Source organism: Leptolyngbya cf. ectocarpi LEGE 11479 (assembly GCF_015207065.1).
Lineage (GTDB): Bacteria > Cyanobacteriota > Cyanobacteriia > Phormidesmidales > Phormidesmidaceae > Leptothoe > Leptothoe ectocarpi.
The window spans coordinates 1-16,775 of the sequence record NZ_JADEXP010000111.1 but is presented as its reverse complement, the minus strand read 5'-3'; the positions used below and the strand labels follow the sequence as shown (position 1 = coordinate 16,775).

13 protein-coding genes and 1 tRNA gene are annotated in these 16,775 nt (G+C 50.4%); 8 read left to right on the top strand and 6 right to left on the bottom strand.

Annotated elements, in window-relative coordinates:
- The 3 genes from IQ260_RS13565 to IQ260_RS13555 form a co-directional block, all read left to right on the top strand.
- On the top strand, positions 1 to 228 hold a 228-nt coding region (locus IQ260_RS13565; RefSeq protein ID WP_193993644.1), incomplete at its 5' end, for an ArsR/SmtB family transcription factor.
- A 413-nt stretch (positions 229 to 641) separates the two neighbouring features.
- Positions 642 to 2,192 (top strand): glycosyltransferase, encoded by a 1,551-nt coding sequence (locus IQ260_RS13560; protein ID WP_193993643.1) that lies wholly within the window; start codon positions 642 to 644, stop codon positions 2,190 to 2,192.
- A gap of 36 nt (positions 2,193 to 2,228) precedes the next feature.
- Entirely contained in the window at positions 2,229 to 3,632 is a 1,404-nt protein-coding gene (locus IQ260_RS13555) for an acyltransferase family protein (protein ID WP_193993642.1), read from the top strand.
- A 254-nt stretch (positions 3,633 to 3,886) separates the two neighbouring features.
- Here the strand turns inward: IQ260_RS13555 and IQ260_RS13550 are convergent, their stop codons facing one another.
- Both IQ260_RS13550 and IQ260_RS13545 read right to left on the bottom strand, forming a co-directional pair.
- A complete protein-coding gene (locus IQ260_RS13550; protein WP_193993641.1) occupies positions 3,887 to 4,384 on the bottom strand; it encodes a DUF302 domain-containing protein in 498 nt (165 codons plus the stop codon).
- Positions 4,385 to 4,446: 62 nt separating this feature from the next.
- The gene (locus IQ260_RS13545; RefSeq protein WP_228016006.1) at positions 4,447 to 5,493 is read right to left on the bottom strand and encodes an agmatine deiminase family protein; all 1,047 of its coding nucleotides are present in this window, start codon (positions 5,491 to 5,493) and stop codon (positions 4,447 to 4,449) included.
- A gap of 178 nt (positions 5,494 to 5,671) precedes the next feature.
- Between IQ260_RS13545 and IQ260_RS13540 the strand changes: the two genes are divergently transcribed.
- Together IQ260_RS13540 and IQ260_RS13535 are read left to right on the top strand one after the other, a co-directional pair.
- A complete protein-coding gene (locus tag IQ260_RS13540; RefSeq protein WP_193993639.1) occupies positions 5,672 to 7,048 on the top strand; it encodes a trypsin-like serine peptidase in 1,377 nt (458 codons plus the stop codon).
- A 253-nt stretch (positions 7,049 to 7,301) separates the two neighbouring features.
- On the top strand, positions 7,302 to 7,697 hold the full coding sequence (locus IQ260_RS13535; protein WP_193993638.1) for an META domain-containing protein: 396 nt from the start codon (positions 7,302 to 7,304) through the stop codon (positions 7,695 to 7,697).
- Between the two features lie 157 nt (positions 7,698 to 7,854).
- Here IQ260_RS13535 and IQ260_RS13530 read toward each other — a convergent pair whose 3' ends face one another.
- Together IQ260_RS13530 and IQ260_RS13525 are read right to left on the bottom strand one after the other, a co-directional pair.
- Positions 7,855 to 8,754 (bottom strand): oxygenase MpaB family protein, encoded by a 900-nt coding sequence (locus IQ260_RS13530; RefSeq protein WP_322744955.1) that lies wholly within the window; start codon positions 8,752 to 8,754, stop codon positions 7,855 to 7,857.
- Positions 8,755 to 8,849: 95 nt separating this feature from the next.
- Positions 8,850 to 11,609 (bottom strand): NACHT domain-containing protein, encoded by a 2,760-nt coding sequence (locus IQ260_RS13525; protein ID WP_193993636.1) that lies wholly within the window; start codon positions 11,607 to 11,609, stop codon positions 8,850 to 8,852.
- Between the two features lie 168 nt (positions 11,610 to 11,777).
- Between IQ260_RS13525 and IQ260_RS13520 the strand changes: the two genes are divergently transcribed.
- The 3 genes from IQ260_RS13520 (at position 11,778) to IQ260_RS13510 (ending at position 14,739) form a co-directional block, all read left to right on the top strand.
- Positions 11,778 to 11,900 (top strand) — tRNA-OTHER (locus IQ260_RS13520).
- 86 nt (positions 11,901 to 11,986) lie between these two features.
- The gene (locus tag IQ260_RS13515; RefSeq protein ID WP_193993645.1) at positions 11,987 to 13,591 is read left to right on the top strand and encodes a TROVE domain-containing protein; all 1,605 of its coding nucleotides are present in this window, start codon (positions 11,987 to 11,989) and stop codon (positions 13,589 to 13,591) included.
- 188 nt (positions 13,592 to 13,779) lie between these two features.
- Positions 13,780 to 14,739 carry a pentapeptide repeat-containing protein gene (locus tag IQ260_RS13510; RefSeq protein WP_193993635.1) on the top strand — a complete coding sequence of 320 codons (960 nt, stop codon included), beginning with the start codon at positions 13,780 to 13,782 and terminating at the stop codon, positions 14,737 to 14,739.
- Positions 14,740 to 14,778: 39 nt separating this feature from the next.
- Here the strand turns inward: IQ260_RS13510 and IQ260_RS13505 are convergent, their stop codons facing one another.
- Complete coding sequence (locus tag IQ260_RS13505) at positions 14,779 to 16,215, bottom strand: cation:proton antiporter (RefSeq protein WP_193993634.1); 1,437 nt, start codon at positions 16,213 to 16,215, stop codon at positions 14,779 to 14,781.
- A gap of 182 nt (positions 16,216 to 16,397) precedes the next feature.
- Positions 16,398 to 16,775: STAS domain-containing protein (locus tag IQ260_RS13500; RefSeq protein WP_193993633.1), on the bottom strand; the 378-nt coding region annotated here is incomplete at its 5' end.

Genomic DNA, 16,775 nt, shown 5'->3' with positions numbered 1-16,775 from the left:
CTATCAGAACCAATCCGCATTCAGGTACTAGAGCTGCTTCGCGAAGGAGAGTTTTGTGTTGGCGACATGTGTGAGCGCCTCAGTATTGCTCAGTCAAAGTTGTCGTTTCATCTTAAAACGTTGAAGCAGGCCGGTCTGGTTACCGCGCGTCAGCAGGGTCGCTGGATGTACTATAGTCTCAATCCTGAACAGTTTAATGTGTTGGAGAGCTATCTCTCGGGTTATTAGCTCACTATATCGATGCGCCCGCAAGAGAACACGAAGGGCATGAAACAAGACAGCTAATTTACAGGATAGTTAGCCCTACTTGCTGATTGCCAACAAACAAAACCGTATTGTCAACATCGACAGTGCGGTTTTGTTTGTTGGGTGACTAGGGGATAAGGATTTTAACGGCTGTTTGTACGTACACACAGAACTTAACATGTGCTTAACATTGAGTTAGAATTGGCAGTCAAGTTACAGAAAACATCAAAATATGTTGATTTGATGATTTATCAGCAACATACCTTGACAGCTTCTGGGCTTGAGATTAAGCGGCTTTCTAGCTGCAAGTCATGTGTTTGCATGGCGACTAGGCGGCGTGTTTGTGCTTCAACGATTGTTCAACGATTGATCGGACACCTGCAGAGGGGTGCTATATGCAAGAAAAGAATAATAGATGCGATTCTCCTCCGGGGAGGCTTCGCCAACGCACAGGCGCTGACGTATCAGTGCTCGGGTATTTGCGGTCTCACCAGCCGTGGCAAATTGCCAGCAAGCTGATTTTTCTAAATGTGCTCCTAATCGGATTGCCCACCATTGTCTGCTATTACAGTTTAGAGCTGGGCAACCTGTCATTAAAGTGGCTGCATGTTTCCCTGGTTATCCTGTATCTCACCAGTGCGGCCATGCTAGTGGCCGAATCCACAGCCGCCGTTTGGCGTCGATTTGCCGGACAGTCCCGTTTTCCCCTGTCGTCTCCCGATATCTTTAAGCATCGACTAAAACAGGGGTTGGGCATTCGGGGGGCAGATTTACCTAAAGCCAGTCAGCCCCTACCCCGCTGCTCCTTTATTGTGGCGGCCTATTTGCCCAATGAGCAAAGCATCATCCTCGATACGGTGGACCATTTGCTCAATCGAGTGCACCAGCCTGAGGCCGGTCTCGAAGTCATCCTGGCCTATAACACGCCTGTGGCTTTGCCCATGGAGGCCACCCTATCGCGGTTAGCTAGAAAATATCCAAACTTTCGCCCCTACCGGGTGGAGGGCAGCCACTCCAAAGCTGAAAATATTAATGCCGCCCTTAATATTGTGACCGGTGATATCACCTGTATTCTAGATGCGGATCACCACCCAGCCCCAGACTGCTTTGAACGGGCCAGCCGGTGGATCGCCAATGGCTACGATGTGGTACAAGGGCGAAATATGATCCGCAACCGGGGCGAAAATTTGCTAACACGCCTGGTGGCGGTGGAGTTTGAATCTATTTACGGGGTGAGTCATTCGGCCAAATCACTGATGGTGGATACCGCTTTGTTTGGTGGCTCGAATGGCTACTGGCGCACATCGGTGCTGCAGCAGATCCGGTTTAACCCCACCATGCTCACCGAAGATATTGATGCATCGATCCGCACCCTGCTACACGGCTATCGAATTGTCCATGACCGCAGCATTACAGTGACAGAGTTAGCCCCCAATCGGATCAGTGCTTTTTGGTCCCAGCGCAAACGCTGGTCTCAGGGGTGGCTAGAAGTCAGCCTGCGCTATCAAAAGCGGTTTTGGAAGTCATCGCAGCTGACGTTTGGGCAAAAGCTAATCTGGACACATTTGCTCTACTACCGAGAACTGTTTCCCATTTTGTCGGTGCAGATTTTGCCGATTGTTTTTAGTAGCTGGCTAGTCACAGGCACCATTAGCTTCACCGACAATGCATTTTTGTTGTCGGCAACAGTGGTTACCTTTTTGAGCAGTGTCTATAAGTTAGTGGTGACCGCCAAGGTAGGCCATCGGCACTATCCGGCCTACTATTTCATACAATATGCCTTGTTAACACCGTTCTACAGCTTGTTTAAGAACATGATTGCGGTGGTGGCTCTCTATGACCATCTCCATGGCAAAACAGACTGGGTGGTGACACCACGGGATGTGGTACCTGCTGTTGCCAACTTTGAAAAGGCCTACGCAGTGCCTGAAACAGCCAGGCTTTAGGCTCTTAGAAAACAACATCTACTCCCATACTTAACTATGACTCGTCGTTTTACGCGCTCGGCAGCGGTACAGCGTCTAGCTTGGTTAGATGGCTTGCGCATTTTTGCGGCTGTCATGATCTTGCTCTACCATGCCCAGCTGTTGTTTACTCAGTATCGCTACACACCGCAGCCTACGGGCCTCATCCATAACCTACAACAGCTGCTTCCCGAGGCAAACTCTCTCATGACGCTGTCAGGCTGGATCCATCTTCTGGGTATTCCCACCCTGTTTGGGTTTCAGTTTGTGGATGTGTTTGTTCTGTTAAGTGGCTTTAGTTTAATGCTAGCTACGAGACAACGCTCCTTTGACTGGCTTACCTTTTGGCAAAAACGCCTGTCGCGTTTGCTGTGGCCATTGTGGACCGTGTCTTTACTGTCCTATCCCATACTTTGGGTGATTGGTGCCGCCACCCAAAGCTATAGTCCTACCCTATGGAATCTGTTTGCAGCGTCTACGTTTCCGTTGTTATTTGACTACCGTGGCAGTCTCTTAATGCCCATTAGCGGTCCTTGGTGGTTTATTCCGCTGATCTTGAGTTTTACCCTGTGTTTTCCGTTGTTGCATCGGCTGATGTATCGCTGGGGTGGCCGCCACCTGGTGGCAGTGAGTCTGGTTATCACCCTGGGGTATCGGGCCTTGGCCACCTATGTCTTTGGTGGGCAGCCAACGTATACAATGCTGGACACGGTTCACGGTCCCCTACCGTTCTATGTATTGCTGGCCAAGCTCAGTACATTTGTGATTGGCATGGTCGCAGCCCAGGCCTATAAGCATGGTCGCGGGGTGCTTTTTTGGCCCCAGAGAAAGGCATTGCAAGTTGGAGTATCACTCTACGCGGCTGGCTTTATTTGTCAGTTTTATCAGCTCGGCTGGCTGGTGTGCGATTTACTGGTGCCCCTAGGGCTCACGCTGGTGTGTATGGTGGTGTTTCGGCGGCTGACGGCGGCTGGCTGGAATCGGCGGTTGGCCTTGGGGTTAGGTACCTATAGCTACAGCTTTTTCTTGATCCACAACTTTGTGGTGGATCGGACGCTGGAGTTTGTGGTGCAAGGCGATGAGGTGGGGTATGCGATCGCAATTCCCCTAATGATTCTCAGTACGCTGATCTTGGCGGCCATTGCTGACGCCGCTACACCACTCTTCCAAAGAATCCTGACCCGTCTGTGGCAAGACATTGACTATCTGCTCGCCCGCAAATCGGTCGTAGGCCCTTCCAGCTGGGTGCCCTCCATTGGAGATACGGTTCGCTATATTGACCAACAATGGGCCGTTCAATCCGTCGAAATACTGCTCGACGATGGCAACTACTACCTATGCAAGATTGCCAACGAGCAACAAACTCGCTGGGTCAGTCAGGAACAGCTCCAGCTCATGGCACCAGCGGTCCTGACCAGATAGTAATCCCGGCAGTTTTCCGTCGCATCCAAAAATCACACCAAAATAAGAAGCCTGCCGTAAATACTTAGGTTCACGGCAGGCTTCGGGTTAGCTATAGAAGGTTAACGAATAGGGGGGCTGTTTACTCAGATATAGGGTCAGGGATAGGAAGGTACTAAATAGAATGGTCTGTTTATATACTCACCCTATGCGAAAATAAAGCATCGGGCTGTGCTAGCGATCACAGTTAAAGATGATCTGTGTGTGGCCGGTAGTTAGGGTGCGATCGCACCATTAGTCAAATTATTTAATGCGCCTGAAATCGTTTTAATCGACTCCGCGCCGCAGCCATCTAGACGATGGCGACCACCTAGATATTGGGGGTCATTGTAGGCCAGCTGTACCTCACCCTGCGCATCTTCCCAAATCAGCACCTTTTGCGGCAGATCAATGGCGATGGTCTGCTGACACTGCATCAGGGGCGTGCCTACCTTAGGGTTACCAAAAATAACCACACGTGTGGGCCGCAGCTCCAAACCAGCACCCGATGCATTTTGGGCATGGTCAACAGTGGCAAATAGATTCAACCCCTTAGCCTCTAGAATTTTCTTAAAGCGAGTCTCCGTTTCCTCAACACTGTAGGGACTGGACTTAACCACCAGACCGGTGGCAGCTGTCGCTTGGGCAACGGCCTGCTGCCGAGAGAAATAAGTAACGGTGAGACCAGCGATTAGGGCTATGAATCCAAGGCCAACGGCTGTAAAATTGCGCATAGTTTCGGAGTTGGGACTAGATACTAGTTTTAGCCTACAACTATACCTACACCTCTATAAGCTTACCCAGTCACGATTAATGGCTCCTGCTGGGTGGCACAGTGGATGCTGCCACCGCCAGCCGCAATCCCGTCAATATTAATGGCAACAATATCCCGATCGGGAAAAGCCTGTCGCAATGACTGTTGCGCAGCCTGATCCGCTCGCTCATCGCCAAACTCTTGCATAATGATGGCACCATTACACACATAGAAACCGATATAGCCCGCTGCAAAGTCTTCAGTTTCATAGATATCTCTGATTGCACTGGGGGCTTCTAGCACAATGACTTCTAAGGACTCTCCCTGGGCATCGGTGGCTGTGTTTAAAATCTCCAAATGCTGTTTAGTCACCTCATGGTCAAAGTACTCCGGATTCGGTTCATAACCCGCCAGCACAACACCCGGTTTAGCAAAGCGAGCATAAAAATCAGTATGACCATCGGTGATGTCGTAGCCTTTAATGCCAGGTAGCCAGATAATCTTTTCTAGACCGAGGAGAGGCATGAGCCGCTCTTCAAACTGGGCCTTAGAAACCCCTGGATTGCGATTGTCATTGAGTACACAGCTTTCAGTGATAATGGCAGTGCCGTGACCATCCACCTCAATGCAGCCACCCTCTAAAACCAGACTGGTATTAATCACCTCAACAGCAGCTTGCTTAGCCACAAACTCAGCCACTGCAGCATCTTGTTGAAAAACTTGTTTCTGACCCCAGCCGTTAAAGTTGAAGTCGATGCCTGCTTTTGTGCCCTGCTCAGACAACACAAACAGCGGCCCGGTATCGCGTATCCACAAATCATCTAACGGGGAGGCCACCAGCTCCACTAAAGACCCCAATCGATCCTGGACCCAGTTATATTCCTCTGCTCTAACCAGCATAGAAACAGGCTCATATTGAGCGATTGTTTTAGCCAGGGTGATTAAATTTCGCCGTACTTCTGGCAGCAGCTGTCGTCCCCAAATGCGTTCACTAGCCCCAAAGGCCATCCAGGTCCGCTGATGGAGCATCGCCTCATCAGGCATTGTCCAGCCATGGGCTATAACCCTAGACTGACGAGTGCAACCCATGAGTACACCTCCAGTAAATAGTGCAGTTGTTTTCAGCAGTTGTCGTCTAGTTACCATAGGGACGTTGTATTCACCCATAAAAATCACACAATTATATGGCTCGGTTGTGAATAAGTGCCTGTCCGTTCAGCATTATGTTGCCCTAGAAAGCCCAAATGCCCACTAGAGAATGTTTTCAATGAATATCAGCAAGCGTTTTTTACGATCCCTGTCTATCCTACCCATTACTGCAGCAGCGATTGTACTGAGCAATATGGATAATCATGCCCACGGATGTATCAACTTTTGGGTAAATCCAGAAACAGGTGCACAGGAGTGTTTAGACGGAGTCGCTGGTTCTACGAGCGATTCTGAACCCGCCAGTGAATCAGGCAGTAGCAATCAACCAAATTCTGGCAATAGTGGTCAGAACAAGCAGGAAGATACAATTTCTTCTGGATCTGCTAACCAACAATATAAAAATCAGAGTTTTAATATACTGCCAGCCAATCAATTAAGGCAGCGTACTCCAATTTTATCTAGCGTGCCCCAGCTAATTGTTTCTGGTAGTAGCGCGGCAGAAACAACAGCTGCAGCCGGAGCAGCCGTGTCTTCTGAACAAGAAGAAACCGCGATCGCACCCAATGCAAGTGGTAGTAATTCAGGCGTCCCCTACAGCACCTCTCGTGTTGTGGGAGGTACGACTAATCCCGCTCAGGCTATGCCTTACAGACGGACGGGAAAGCTATACATGGCCTTTGGCGGGAATACCTTTAATTCTGTTTGTTCAGCATCCTTAATCGGTCGTAGCTTGTTGTTAACGGCGGCCCACTGCGTCCATGAGTATGGGCAAAGGGGCAATGGCTGGGCCAGAAAAGTAAAATTTGTTCCTGCTAAAGACAGTCGCTCAGAACCCTATAGATCCTTTGAAAGCACCCAGTATTTGATTCCCGCTGCCTACTATAACGGCACCGACACCTGTGATCCCAATGCGAGAGGTATTGTCTGCAATAATGATATTGCTCTAGTTGCCTTAAACAACAACTCATCGAGAAGACAGGCTGGAGATTTAGTGGGCTACTATGGCTATGGTTGGGATAACTACAGCTTTTCAAGACCTGCCCCCTCATTTGCTGGCGCATTTGGTAACAATCTATTTGCTGCCATTACTCAGCTGGGTTATCCTGCTGCCCACGACTCAGGTCTTAAAATGCAGATGAATAACGCCTATGGTAGCTACGTCTCTCGGAATAATCTAGAAAATACTTGGCTCGGTTCTGCAATGACGGGCGGCTCTAGCGGCGGTCCTTGGCTAGTTAACCTGGGTCAAAATGCCTCCGGGGCTAGCTATGGCAATGCTAACGCTCGCGACATTGTCGTTGGGGTCACAAGCTGGGGCTACACTGACCGGGTGACTCAGGTTCAGGGAGCTTCTTCATTTGGTAGGAATCGTGAATTTCCCAGCAACAGGTACGGTTCTCGTGGTGCTGGCAATATTGGCAAACTAGTTTATGACGCCTGCGACAATTCAAATCTTTCTGACTGGCGTTTACAGCGTCGAGGCCGCTGTCGCTAGTCGTCTGACGACTGATTCCTGATACGTTCAAAGCCCCTTTACTACACTAAGATTAGGTTAGGTATGGGGCTTTGAACGGTTCATTCTTGTTGGCCCATGTCATATGTTAAGGGGATGTATCATGCAATCTAGACATGTACCTAAATCAGCACTAGTTAAATCAGGTATCTCTTTAACAGTCAGTAGCTGTTTGCTCATCCTGAGTCTGATGCTATCTGCCTGTGCTGAATCCGACGCTAGCTCATCTGAGTCCATGACTGTATCATCTGACACGTCTTCCTCTACACCTCCTCTTGAATTAGCTGAAAACAATACGTCTTGGCAAATCACAGCCTGGGAGCAGGGGGGAACCGCGCTTACTAGCTTGCCACCTGCAGAGATCTCCGTAGATTTAGACGCTCAACAAATTAGCGGCTTTAGTGGATGTAATAGTTTTGGTGGCTCATTTACATTGGCTGACGAAGGAGAGATAACAATTGGTCCATTACGTTCGACACAGCGTGGTTGTGATCAAGCTGTTATGGAGCAGGAAACTCAATTTTTAGAAGCCATGCAGTCTGTCAATCAAATTAGAGCAGAAGAAAATCAGCTAATACTTTCATATACTGCAAATCAGACTGAAAATACTCTCTATTTCTCGCGTATGTGAAATTGTAGGTTAAAACAGTCTTTTTTGAGGGGAGACTGGCTTAAAAGCCCCCATTATTGGGGGTTCGGGGCCTGTTCGACGACGCCAAACACCTAATCTTCTATCTTATAAACGATTAGGCTCACCCACTTAGAAGACAATAAGCTGGCGCAAATTTTTAAGGCTGCTTTTTGGCGGCGTCGCTGTAGGTTTGTTTATTAGACCCGATAGCCTGCTTAAATGATGTAGGGCCAATGTCACTCAGGTTATACCCCTGGGGATAGCTGCGAATTGATTGGTCGGCAAAGAAATCGGGTAGAGTGCGGGGGGGAAGTTTGCGTAGAAGTCGGCTACGCATTTGAAGGCTCTGTCTAAGCAACTGGGTGAGGGGAGCTGGAGCCGGTTGCCAGCCGAGGGCATTGAGCAGAGGGGCATCGAGCAACGCAGGAATCGCTGTGTTGGCGAGCGATCGCAACCCCACCGGAAACCATCCCAACAGCATGGAGCGAGTGGCATCTGCCACCCGTTGATTGGCAGCAGCATAGGTAAAGTGTGCCTGCTCATAGGTCTGATTGTAGTGTTCAAACCGATCATAGGAGTCTGGAATCTCGGTAATGCCCATGCGCTCCCCTACGGCAAACCAAAAGTAATACATGGCTTGCTTTTCTGGCTTACTCAGAGGTCGCCAGCCAAAGCGATCGCACCAGCGTACGGGCTCATAGATAAAGGTGGAAAGCACATACAAATAGTCGCTGTTGGTGATGGGAAAACGACCGTGGATGGCATTCATCCGCTGCAGAAAACCCTGACCACGGGGATGCTCATAGCCCCACTTAAACAGCTCTGAGACAATGATGCCCGTATCGTCGTAGCGCTTTTGGGTATGGTGCTGAAATTCTCCAGTGTGGTCTAGCAGTTTGGCAATGCTGGGCACACAAAAGGTGCGTAGTAGGGCAACTTCTAAAGCACGGGTAATATCCCAGGGAAACTCATAGCCTGCTAGCAGATGGCAGATTGCGATCGCATCGCGCTCAGGATCCATCCCCTCAATTTTGCGAGCAATGTCATATCGTCCCACGCGCCTTTCCCCATCGATGACTCTGCTAGAGTCTAAAATCCCTACGTTTAGCATTGTAGGTTTCTCAATCGTAATTCATTACTGAAGTGACGGGTTCATAGCTTATTGTGGAGACCTTGCCAAGCTTTGGCAAAGGGTAAATAGCCTAGGGTATCTGCCCAGGTCCAGAGGAGTTTGAAGTAGGCTAACGGCTGCTCCTTATGTTTTGAAACGATCGCTTGTTCATAGCGTGGGCGTAGTTTTGATATGAGTTGTGGTAATTGGTTGTCAATAGCCGCGACCTGTAGTGCTTCACAGGCTAGCCTGAGTTGAGTTTTATCCTGGGTGGATGTAAGGCAATGCCAGAGGACCTCTATGGCGAGGGGATGCCCTGGTTGGAGCTGGCTCAGTTTTTGGGCCAGACGTAGACGGTTGCGATCGCTCGTTGCGGTTGTCAGCCGAGTCAATAGGCTATTAAGCTGTTTACACCGATCGGGCTGATGCTTTTTTACCTGTCGGTGAGATTTTGTGGGTGCCGTCAGGGCCGTTCCCTGATCTAGCACAGTGGGATGATTGGGGCAGAGAGATGCCAGCGCCCTGAGGATTGTTTTGTTCTGCGGATGCTCGCTCAGCAGCAGCTCTAACGTGGTGATGGGTAACGGGTGGTCAGGGGCAATCTTAGCTAACCGCCGGGAGGCTTTACGTTTAGCCATCGGTTGCTCGTTGGTGTTGATAATCTCCACCAGGGTATTGATGGCTAAGGCATGGCCTGGGGATAATGTTCCCAGGTGACGAGCCATATCCATTTTGAGATAGTCACTCCGTACGGTGGGCAATAGTGTTTCGAGAGTTTCTACGGCAGCCCGACTTTGGCGGTCATAGCTGCGCCCCAGGCTGTAGGCCGCCATCCACCGGTTAAAGAAATCTTGGTTGGGGTCCTGGGCCAGCTGTGTTAGCACCTGGGTAACTCGGCTGAGGTCAGATTCTGCCAGGGCAGCCTTGGCCGCTTCGATCAAAATAGGGGATGTGCTTCTGGTTAGATTAAAACGCCACTCGATCAGTTGTTGAATAATGTTATCGGCTTGGGGAAAATTAGGATATTCTCCCAGGGCGCGGCCCGCTAGCAGCCAGGCGCGGTGCTCAAAAAAGTGACCGCAGTTGTCTTTAAAGCTTATCAGGGCCTGAATCAGCGCGTTCTTTTTAGAGGACGCAATGTCACTGCGGCCCAACCAGAGGAGAATGACCGCCTGCCAGTCCGGTAACACCATCGGCAGCTGATTGTTCTGTGGGGTTGTAAAATGCTGCCAGTCAACTCCCTGGGCGGCAAAATAATCGCGAAATGTACCGTGTAGAAACCCATATACTTTTTCACCAGTTGGGGTAACTAGGGGCGTTAGCCAACCGAGCTGAATCGCCCGTTCAAACCAGGGAAAGTCTTCAGTGGAAAGTGTTTGAGTCACCAAGGAGAGATCAAACTGTACCGTAGAGACGTTGAGCGTTGCCAGGGCCAATTTTGATAACACCTGGTTTATTTGGTGCTGTTCTAGCAGGGTGGTGGGCAGCGTATCCTGTTGCCAATCGTAGAGGGCGGTGACAAACTGTTGATAGAGCTGGTGCTGGGTGGTGGGTAGCTGGCCGCCGTTGCCTAACCGGCAAAATAGAGCCAGCCGGAGGGGATTGCGGAGATTATTGCGCAGACGTTTGTGTTCTGGCAGGGAGAGCTGGCGACACAGTTTTTTTCCCTGCTCAGGCCGACTGGCAAACCAGCGACGAATAAACGGCTGAATTTGTTGGCGATAGTCTTCGTAGCCCAGCAGGTGGTAGGTGGGCCAATGTCCTAAGGTGTTTTTACCCGCATCCCAGAGATTCAGTCGACAGGTAACAATAATGCGCCCGTTGCTGAGCCAGCCTTGGAGCCGCTGGGCCAGATGGGTAATGGCTAAACTGCCCCCCTGGTTCATTTCATCCAGTGCATCTAATAATAGCCAACCCCGCCCCTGTTCGATCTGGTCGGCCAGGTCGTTTTGTTGTTTAGGTTCAACTATGCGCTGTCCCAGAGCCAGTCTTAGCCAGTCTTTGAGCACATAGTCTTCTAGGGTCATGTCTCCCAAGCAGGCCAAGGGCACTAGAATTGGCAAGTCAGAAGTTTGCTGTAGAATCTGCTGCGCCAGCTGTTGCAATAGGGTACTTTTGCCGGCACCAGGTTCTCCCACAATTGCCAGGGCTTGAATATTGTTGTGTTGAATATGGTTGAGCAGGTTCGGTGTGGTGATGGTGGTCGCATCGGACGCTTGCTGGGTGTTTTTTTCTGCCGTGCGTTCCACCATTGCTAGGGGCATATGCATGGAGGCCAGGTCAGTTTTGCTAGGGGCAGACAGCGTGAGTAGGTTATGGGTGAGACCGATCTGATTGGTGAGGGCCTGTTGGCAGTGGGTTTGCCAGGGGATAGCGCTCTGCTGATTGGGGGCGCGATCGCAACGCCGCTGTTCCCACACCTGGTCAAAGGTGGACAGCAGGGCAGCGCGATCGCGGCGGTGGTGCCACAGCGTTAGGGTAAAGTGCCACACATCCGAGCCGCGACGGCTGGCACGGTTATCCTCCAGCAGCTCTAGATGGTTTTCTAAATGGTGTAGCGCCGTTTTGATCTGAGCTTTGGATAGATCGCCAGATGCCAGGCAGACCAGGGCCTCGAGATAGCGTAGCTTGGTGCGGACAATTAGCTGTCGGTCCGTGGTCCAGTGGAGGGTAAGGTGCGATCGCAACCGCTCCAGACCCGCTTCATCCGCCACCAGCTCATCATTACCATAGTCCACCAGGGCCATTAGCACCCTCAACGTGCGCTGTTTGGCCACCGGACCGTAACTAATTTTTGGCAAAGTTGAGGTCCCCCCCTAACTGACCGGCACCCCCCAATTGTAGACCGCTGATTATATAAGACGTTGAGCAGCCACAGACGGCATTCGCTTAGGGGTAAACGCCTTGCCTATTCTAAACATGTCGAAGGGCGAACGGGCCACAGCCCAGACCGCCAAATCGACACCCAAGTGACAGTAGCTCAGTGGATAGAGCACCTAAATTCCTTCTTCACCACTTATCCGCAAGGGTCGACGAATTAGGGTTATCGCCTTCTACGCGGGAGGTCGGGGGTTCGATTCCCCCCTGTCACATTGAATCTCCAGATGCGGGTGCAACTCCCGCTCTACTCCCTTATCCGATGTTTACGAGTATCCCAATTGCCCAGGAGGGCCGAGCGATGAAAACAAACTATACCTTTTTTACCAACGCCAACCGTACCTCCCAAACCCAGCCCATACCAGGGCGTCAAACAGACATGGTTCAGGGCCGTTCCGGCGGGTACCAGTTTAAAATTGACCTGTGGCAACAGCTGCGTCGCTGTTTGTTGTTGGGTACAGCCCAGGGTAGCTTTTATGCTAACAAGCATGAACTCACCGCAGAATTTGCCACGGTGGTGACCCAGGCTGTTGCTGCTGACCCGGCCCGCACAGCGGAGGCCATTGTCTATGCCAGCGACGGCCATGCCATCAACAACAGCGCCCCCCTGTTTGCTCTAGTGTTGTTGTCCATGGGAGAAACTCCCGCCGCCAAGCAGGCGTTCCAAGAGATTTTTCTCAAGGTGGTGCGCACCGGCAGCCATTTTTATGAATGGCTCAACTACACCCGCAGTCTGCGCGGTTTTGGCAAACTGATCCGTACCTGTGGCCAGTCCTGGCTAACCAATCCTGATGCCAAGGCCCTGGCCTACCAGTTGTTAAAGTATCAGCAACGCCACGGCTATAGCCATCGCGATGCGCTGCGGCTGTTTCATGCCAAGCCAGCCAGCCCTGACCACCAGGCCCTTTATCAGTGGGCCACCCAGGGCTGGAACACGGTACCTGATACCCCGCCCAGTGAAACCATGTCTCAGATCTGGTGGTACGAAAGAGTAAAACGAGACCCATCCCTAACGCTAGACGCCATTCGCCAAGGCCGGTTGACCCACGAGATGATTGCCCCCGTGGGTCAAATGGATCGCGATGCCTGGCAGTTGTTGTTTGAGGAGATGCCCTTGGGGGCGCTGTTGCGTAATCTGGGCTCGTTAACTCATCTCGGGGTGCTAAAGTCCCATAAAAGCAAGAATCTCAAGCATCTAGCTGCGCGACTGCAGAGCAAAAAGCTCCTGCGTAAAGCTCGCATTCATCCCATTGATATCCTCAAAGCGTTAAAGACCTACCAGTCCGGCGGCAGTCTGGGGCGCAGTCAAAAAAACTGGCAGCCCATTCCCCGCGTGTTAGATAGTCTCGAAATCGCCCTTGAGCGTTCCTTTGAAGTGGTCAAGCCTACGGGCAAAACATTTCTCCATGCGGTGGATGTGTCGGGCTCCATGTCTTATTACACCGTTAGCTCCGTTGGGTTGACCTGCTGTGAGATTGCGACTACGTTGGCCCTGGCAACCGCCAAAGCTGAGCGTAACTACATTATTCGCGGGTTTGCTACTGAATTTCGCGATCTTAAGATTACGGCCCGCGACAGTTTTAGTTCAGCTTTGGACAAAGCCACCAGCCAAAACTTTGGTGGCACAGATGCAGCCGCGGCCTACGACTGGGCTATCCGCCATCGTATCCATGTGGATGTGTTCTGCTTCTGGACTGACTGCGAAAGCTGGGCGGGCAAGTCTCACCCGAGTCAGCGATTGGCGGACTATCGTCGCCGGATTAATCCTAAGGCAAAGGCCATCTATGTGGCCCTGGCTCCCTACAAAACGAGCTTAGTGGATCCCAAAGATCCTTATTCCTGGGACTTTAGCGGCTTTGATCCAGCCATGCCTAAGGCCATTCAATTGATTGCAGCGGGTGCATAAATAAAAGGACTGACGCTGATCGGACAGGGGCTTCGTGTCCAGATAGTAAGTTCTGTGAATATGGATGCGATCGCGTAATTCGGCTAGCTAAAATCCGAAGGTACAGATCTACAGCTTTAATTCAGTAGATCTGACCTTGACTGCTCCTTTAGCCGCCCCGTGGTTGTAGCACTTGCAACCAATATCCCATGGAAAAACCTGAATCTCTAAAGCTCAACCCCATAAACGCTGTACATCCGCAGGCCCAGGCAGACTATGGACCCAAAAAACTGATTATTTTAGAAACCAGTGACTCCAGCTTGGCGAGTGCTTCCCTCAATCAAAACTATGTCCTAGGAGGACATATTGATCGAGATCCCATGGATACATCGTTTGCTCCAGATAGCGAACATATTGACGTTTTAGTATCAGGTGCCCGAGTTAACGAATCCATATTTATCGGTCACTACCCTGGGCTAAATGCTGATGCCCTGGATGATAATCACCCCACCGTTATTCACAACAGTCGTTTTGTTCTAGTAGAAGGACGTGGCTATCGATTTCAGATCGTTGTATCGGTTAATCAGCCAGTAACGGCTTATCAGCAAGACTCCATAGGCAAAGGTGCAAACCTGAGTCGGGCTAACTTTAAGCAAGCTGACTTAACCGGCACTGATTTTACTGGCTGCAATCTAGAAAGCACAAACTTTACAGCTGCTAACCTCAGCGGCTGTAACTTTACAGGGGCCAATTTAGCCAAGTCAAGTTTTAATGGAGCCAATTTGTCAGAGGCCATCTTTACAGGAGCCAATTTAGCTGGCACTGACTTTAGCTCTACGGTCACCTCTGATGCAACAATTTTTGACTATGCCTACCTGGTTGGCACTCGCTTCTACTGTCTTGGGGGTGAGAAGTTTCCCTATCGAGGTCGTTTTCAGGGCACCATATTTGCCGACGGGACACAGCGCATAGATGTCGCCAATGCCGATTTTAGTCAGATTTCTGGCCTGGTGGATAATCAGTTTGCCTGTTTTTACAAGTCTGACATTATCTTGCCTAGTCAGGTGAAATGCCTTTCGACCAACAGATTTATGGAAGCCAGGGAAGCAGAACCCGCTGCCGCTCAAAAAGCACCTGCCTCCTCTGACTCGTGGGGAGAGGGGTTTTGATCATTGCTCTGAGTCAGGACTACCGACGACACCTGCCAATCATGCCAGCACCATCCAAAATAGAAGAGTCAACACCAGACTCATGACACCAATCAAATGGTCGAACTGCTCTACCACACGAGGTAATTTGATCGACAGCTTTTGAAAAACTAGGAAATAAGCTAGCCAACCGGCTGCAATGGTAACGAGTGGTTTAACGATGTTTTTCAAGCTATAGGCATCGTAATAAATTCCATTGGCCAGGACCAATCCACTGAGCAGCAGTACCACAGCTGACCAAAAGCCTGGTTTTACCTTATCTGTCGGCAGTCCTGGGGTATGGGGTAGAAAAATAAACTTAGCAAAGGATATGGCGGTGCCAAACGCAGCGATGTTCATGCCGATCACCTGCCAGGGCACTAGATTCTTTGAGGTGAGTACTTTAGCACCAAACCCTGCCAGCAATGGAAAGCCTGAGATCGAAAAACTAGCAATGGCCAACGCTATCCAGATCTTAGTAGGCATAGGGTTTTGTTTCAGCACTTTTATATCCCGACTAGACAAGTTGCCTACGGTTAGAAAAAGGGCCGATTTTACCAGACCGTGGGTGAGGGCATAAAAGCCCCCGACCGCTGGTGCCGCCAAGATAAACCCGAGTTGAGAAACAGTATGAAAGGCCAGAATGCGCTTGGCATCTTTAGAAAAGACAGCATAGCCGACACCCAACAGCGCAGTCGCCACGCCAAAGATGCGAACGATCGGATCAATTTCAGGCACCATGAGGGCAAATCGGACCAGCGGATAGACCCCCGTTTTGACAACAACACCTGACAGGAGCGCTGATATCGGTGTGTCCGACTCGGAATGAGTCAGCGGTAGCCATAGTCCCGAAACAAAGATGCCGCCTTTGGTCAAAAGACCCACAAAAATAAGTGCGATCGCTTCTGTTGGAGCCTTTGCTAATCCGCTAAAGGCAAACGAATTAGTTGCCTGATAGACCAGCACCGCTCCGAGCAAGTAAAACAGCATCGCTGTATTACTCACAAATAGATAGCGCAACCCAACCCATATAGAGCGGTTAGTTCGGGGATAGGCGATCAGCAAAAATGCGGCAATGCTAATAACTTCTAGGGCCACATAGACACTGATCAAATCTGCGCTGACAAACACCGCGTTAACACTGCCATGCAAAATGACGGCTTGTGTATAGAAGAAAGCGCCTTTTTCACTATGCCAGCAGTAAAGAATGACGGCTGTGGTCACGACAGCGTTGGTCAAAATAAAGAAACCGCTCAGACCATCTATGAATAAGCTGACGCCAAAGCTGTCTAATAATTGCCAACTCACAGGTGCCGGATTGAACACATGCCACAGTCCGTAGCCCAGCGAGACTAATGCAACCGTGATTGCCAGAATCCGATCCAGTTTGGGTAGAAGATAAATACTGAACCCCACAAACAAGGGTAGGACAATCCAAAAAAGAGTGAGGGTATTCATGGTGTGTTGTCTTTTGCGATGCGACCACAGCGTAGAACCCAATCATTACAGGAGTTATCGCATGAAGATAGATCCTCATGCGATAACTCCTGTTGCTGAGTTAGGGGATAACCGATCTTTGGAACGCTCTTACTAGCTAATAGGTTGCCGATAAAACCATCTTAGAGATCAGCCATGCAGCTCTAACTCAAGGCAGTGGAACCGTAATCTAAGGGGGGCTGCTCTGAGCGCTCAGCAAGCCCTGGCGAGACGGCATGTGCTGCATATTTCAGCGCTTCCTCACGGCTCTCAAAGATATGATTAGGAGGCAATAAACTCAAAACTTTGAGATTTCTAAGCCGCCGCCCAGTCTGACCGGTTGCACCTACGATAAAGACCTGACGGCCTTCATCAAGGGCTTCTTTAACCGCATTTTCTATGGCCAGAGACGCGGTAACGCCCAAGTGCCGAACATCTGACAAGTCAAAGACCACTGCATCACAGTCTTTAATCGCATTGTGTTCACGATTAATTGCCTTAGCTACACCAAAGATCATCGGCCCACTTAACCGAAATAAGAG

Bases quoted from the DNA above. Each gene is read 5' to 3' on its own strand.
- IQ260_RS13560 (WP_193993643.1), top strand. From the start codon at position 642: ATGCAAGAAAAGAATAATAGATGCGATTCTCCTCCGGGGAGGCTTCGC.
- IQ260_RS13555 (WP_193993642.1), top strand. From the start codon at position 2,229: ATGACTCGTCGTTTTACGCGCTCGGCAGCGGTACAGCGTCTAGCTTGG.
- IQ260_RS13550 (WP_193993641.1), bottom strand. From the start codon at position 4,384: ATGCGCAATTTTACAGCCGTTGGCCTTGGATTCATAGCCCTAATCGCT.
- IQ260_RS13545 (WP_228016006.1), bottom strand. From the start codon at position 5,493: ATGGGTTGCACTCGTCAGTCTAGGGTTATAGCCCATGGCTGGACAATG.
- IQ260_RS13540 (WP_193993639.1), top strand. From the start codon at position 5,672: ATGAATATCAGCAAGCGTTTTTTACGATCCCTGTCTATCCTACCCATT.
- IQ260_RS13535 (WP_193993638.1), top strand. From the start codon at position 7,302: ATGACTGTATCATCTGACACGTCTTCCTCTACACCTCCTCTTGAATTA.
- IQ260_RS13515 (WP_193993645.1), top strand. From the start codon at position 11,987: ATGAAAACAAACTATACCTTTTTTACCAACGCCAACCGTACCTCCCAA.
- IQ260_RS13510 (WP_193993635.1), top strand. From the start codon at position 13,780: ATGGAAAAACCTGAATCTCTAAAGCTCAACCCCATAAACGCTGTACAT.
- IQ260_RS13505 (WP_193993634.1), bottom strand. From the start codon at position 16,215: ATGAATACCCTCACTCTTTTTTGGATTGTCCTACCCTTGTTTGTGGGG.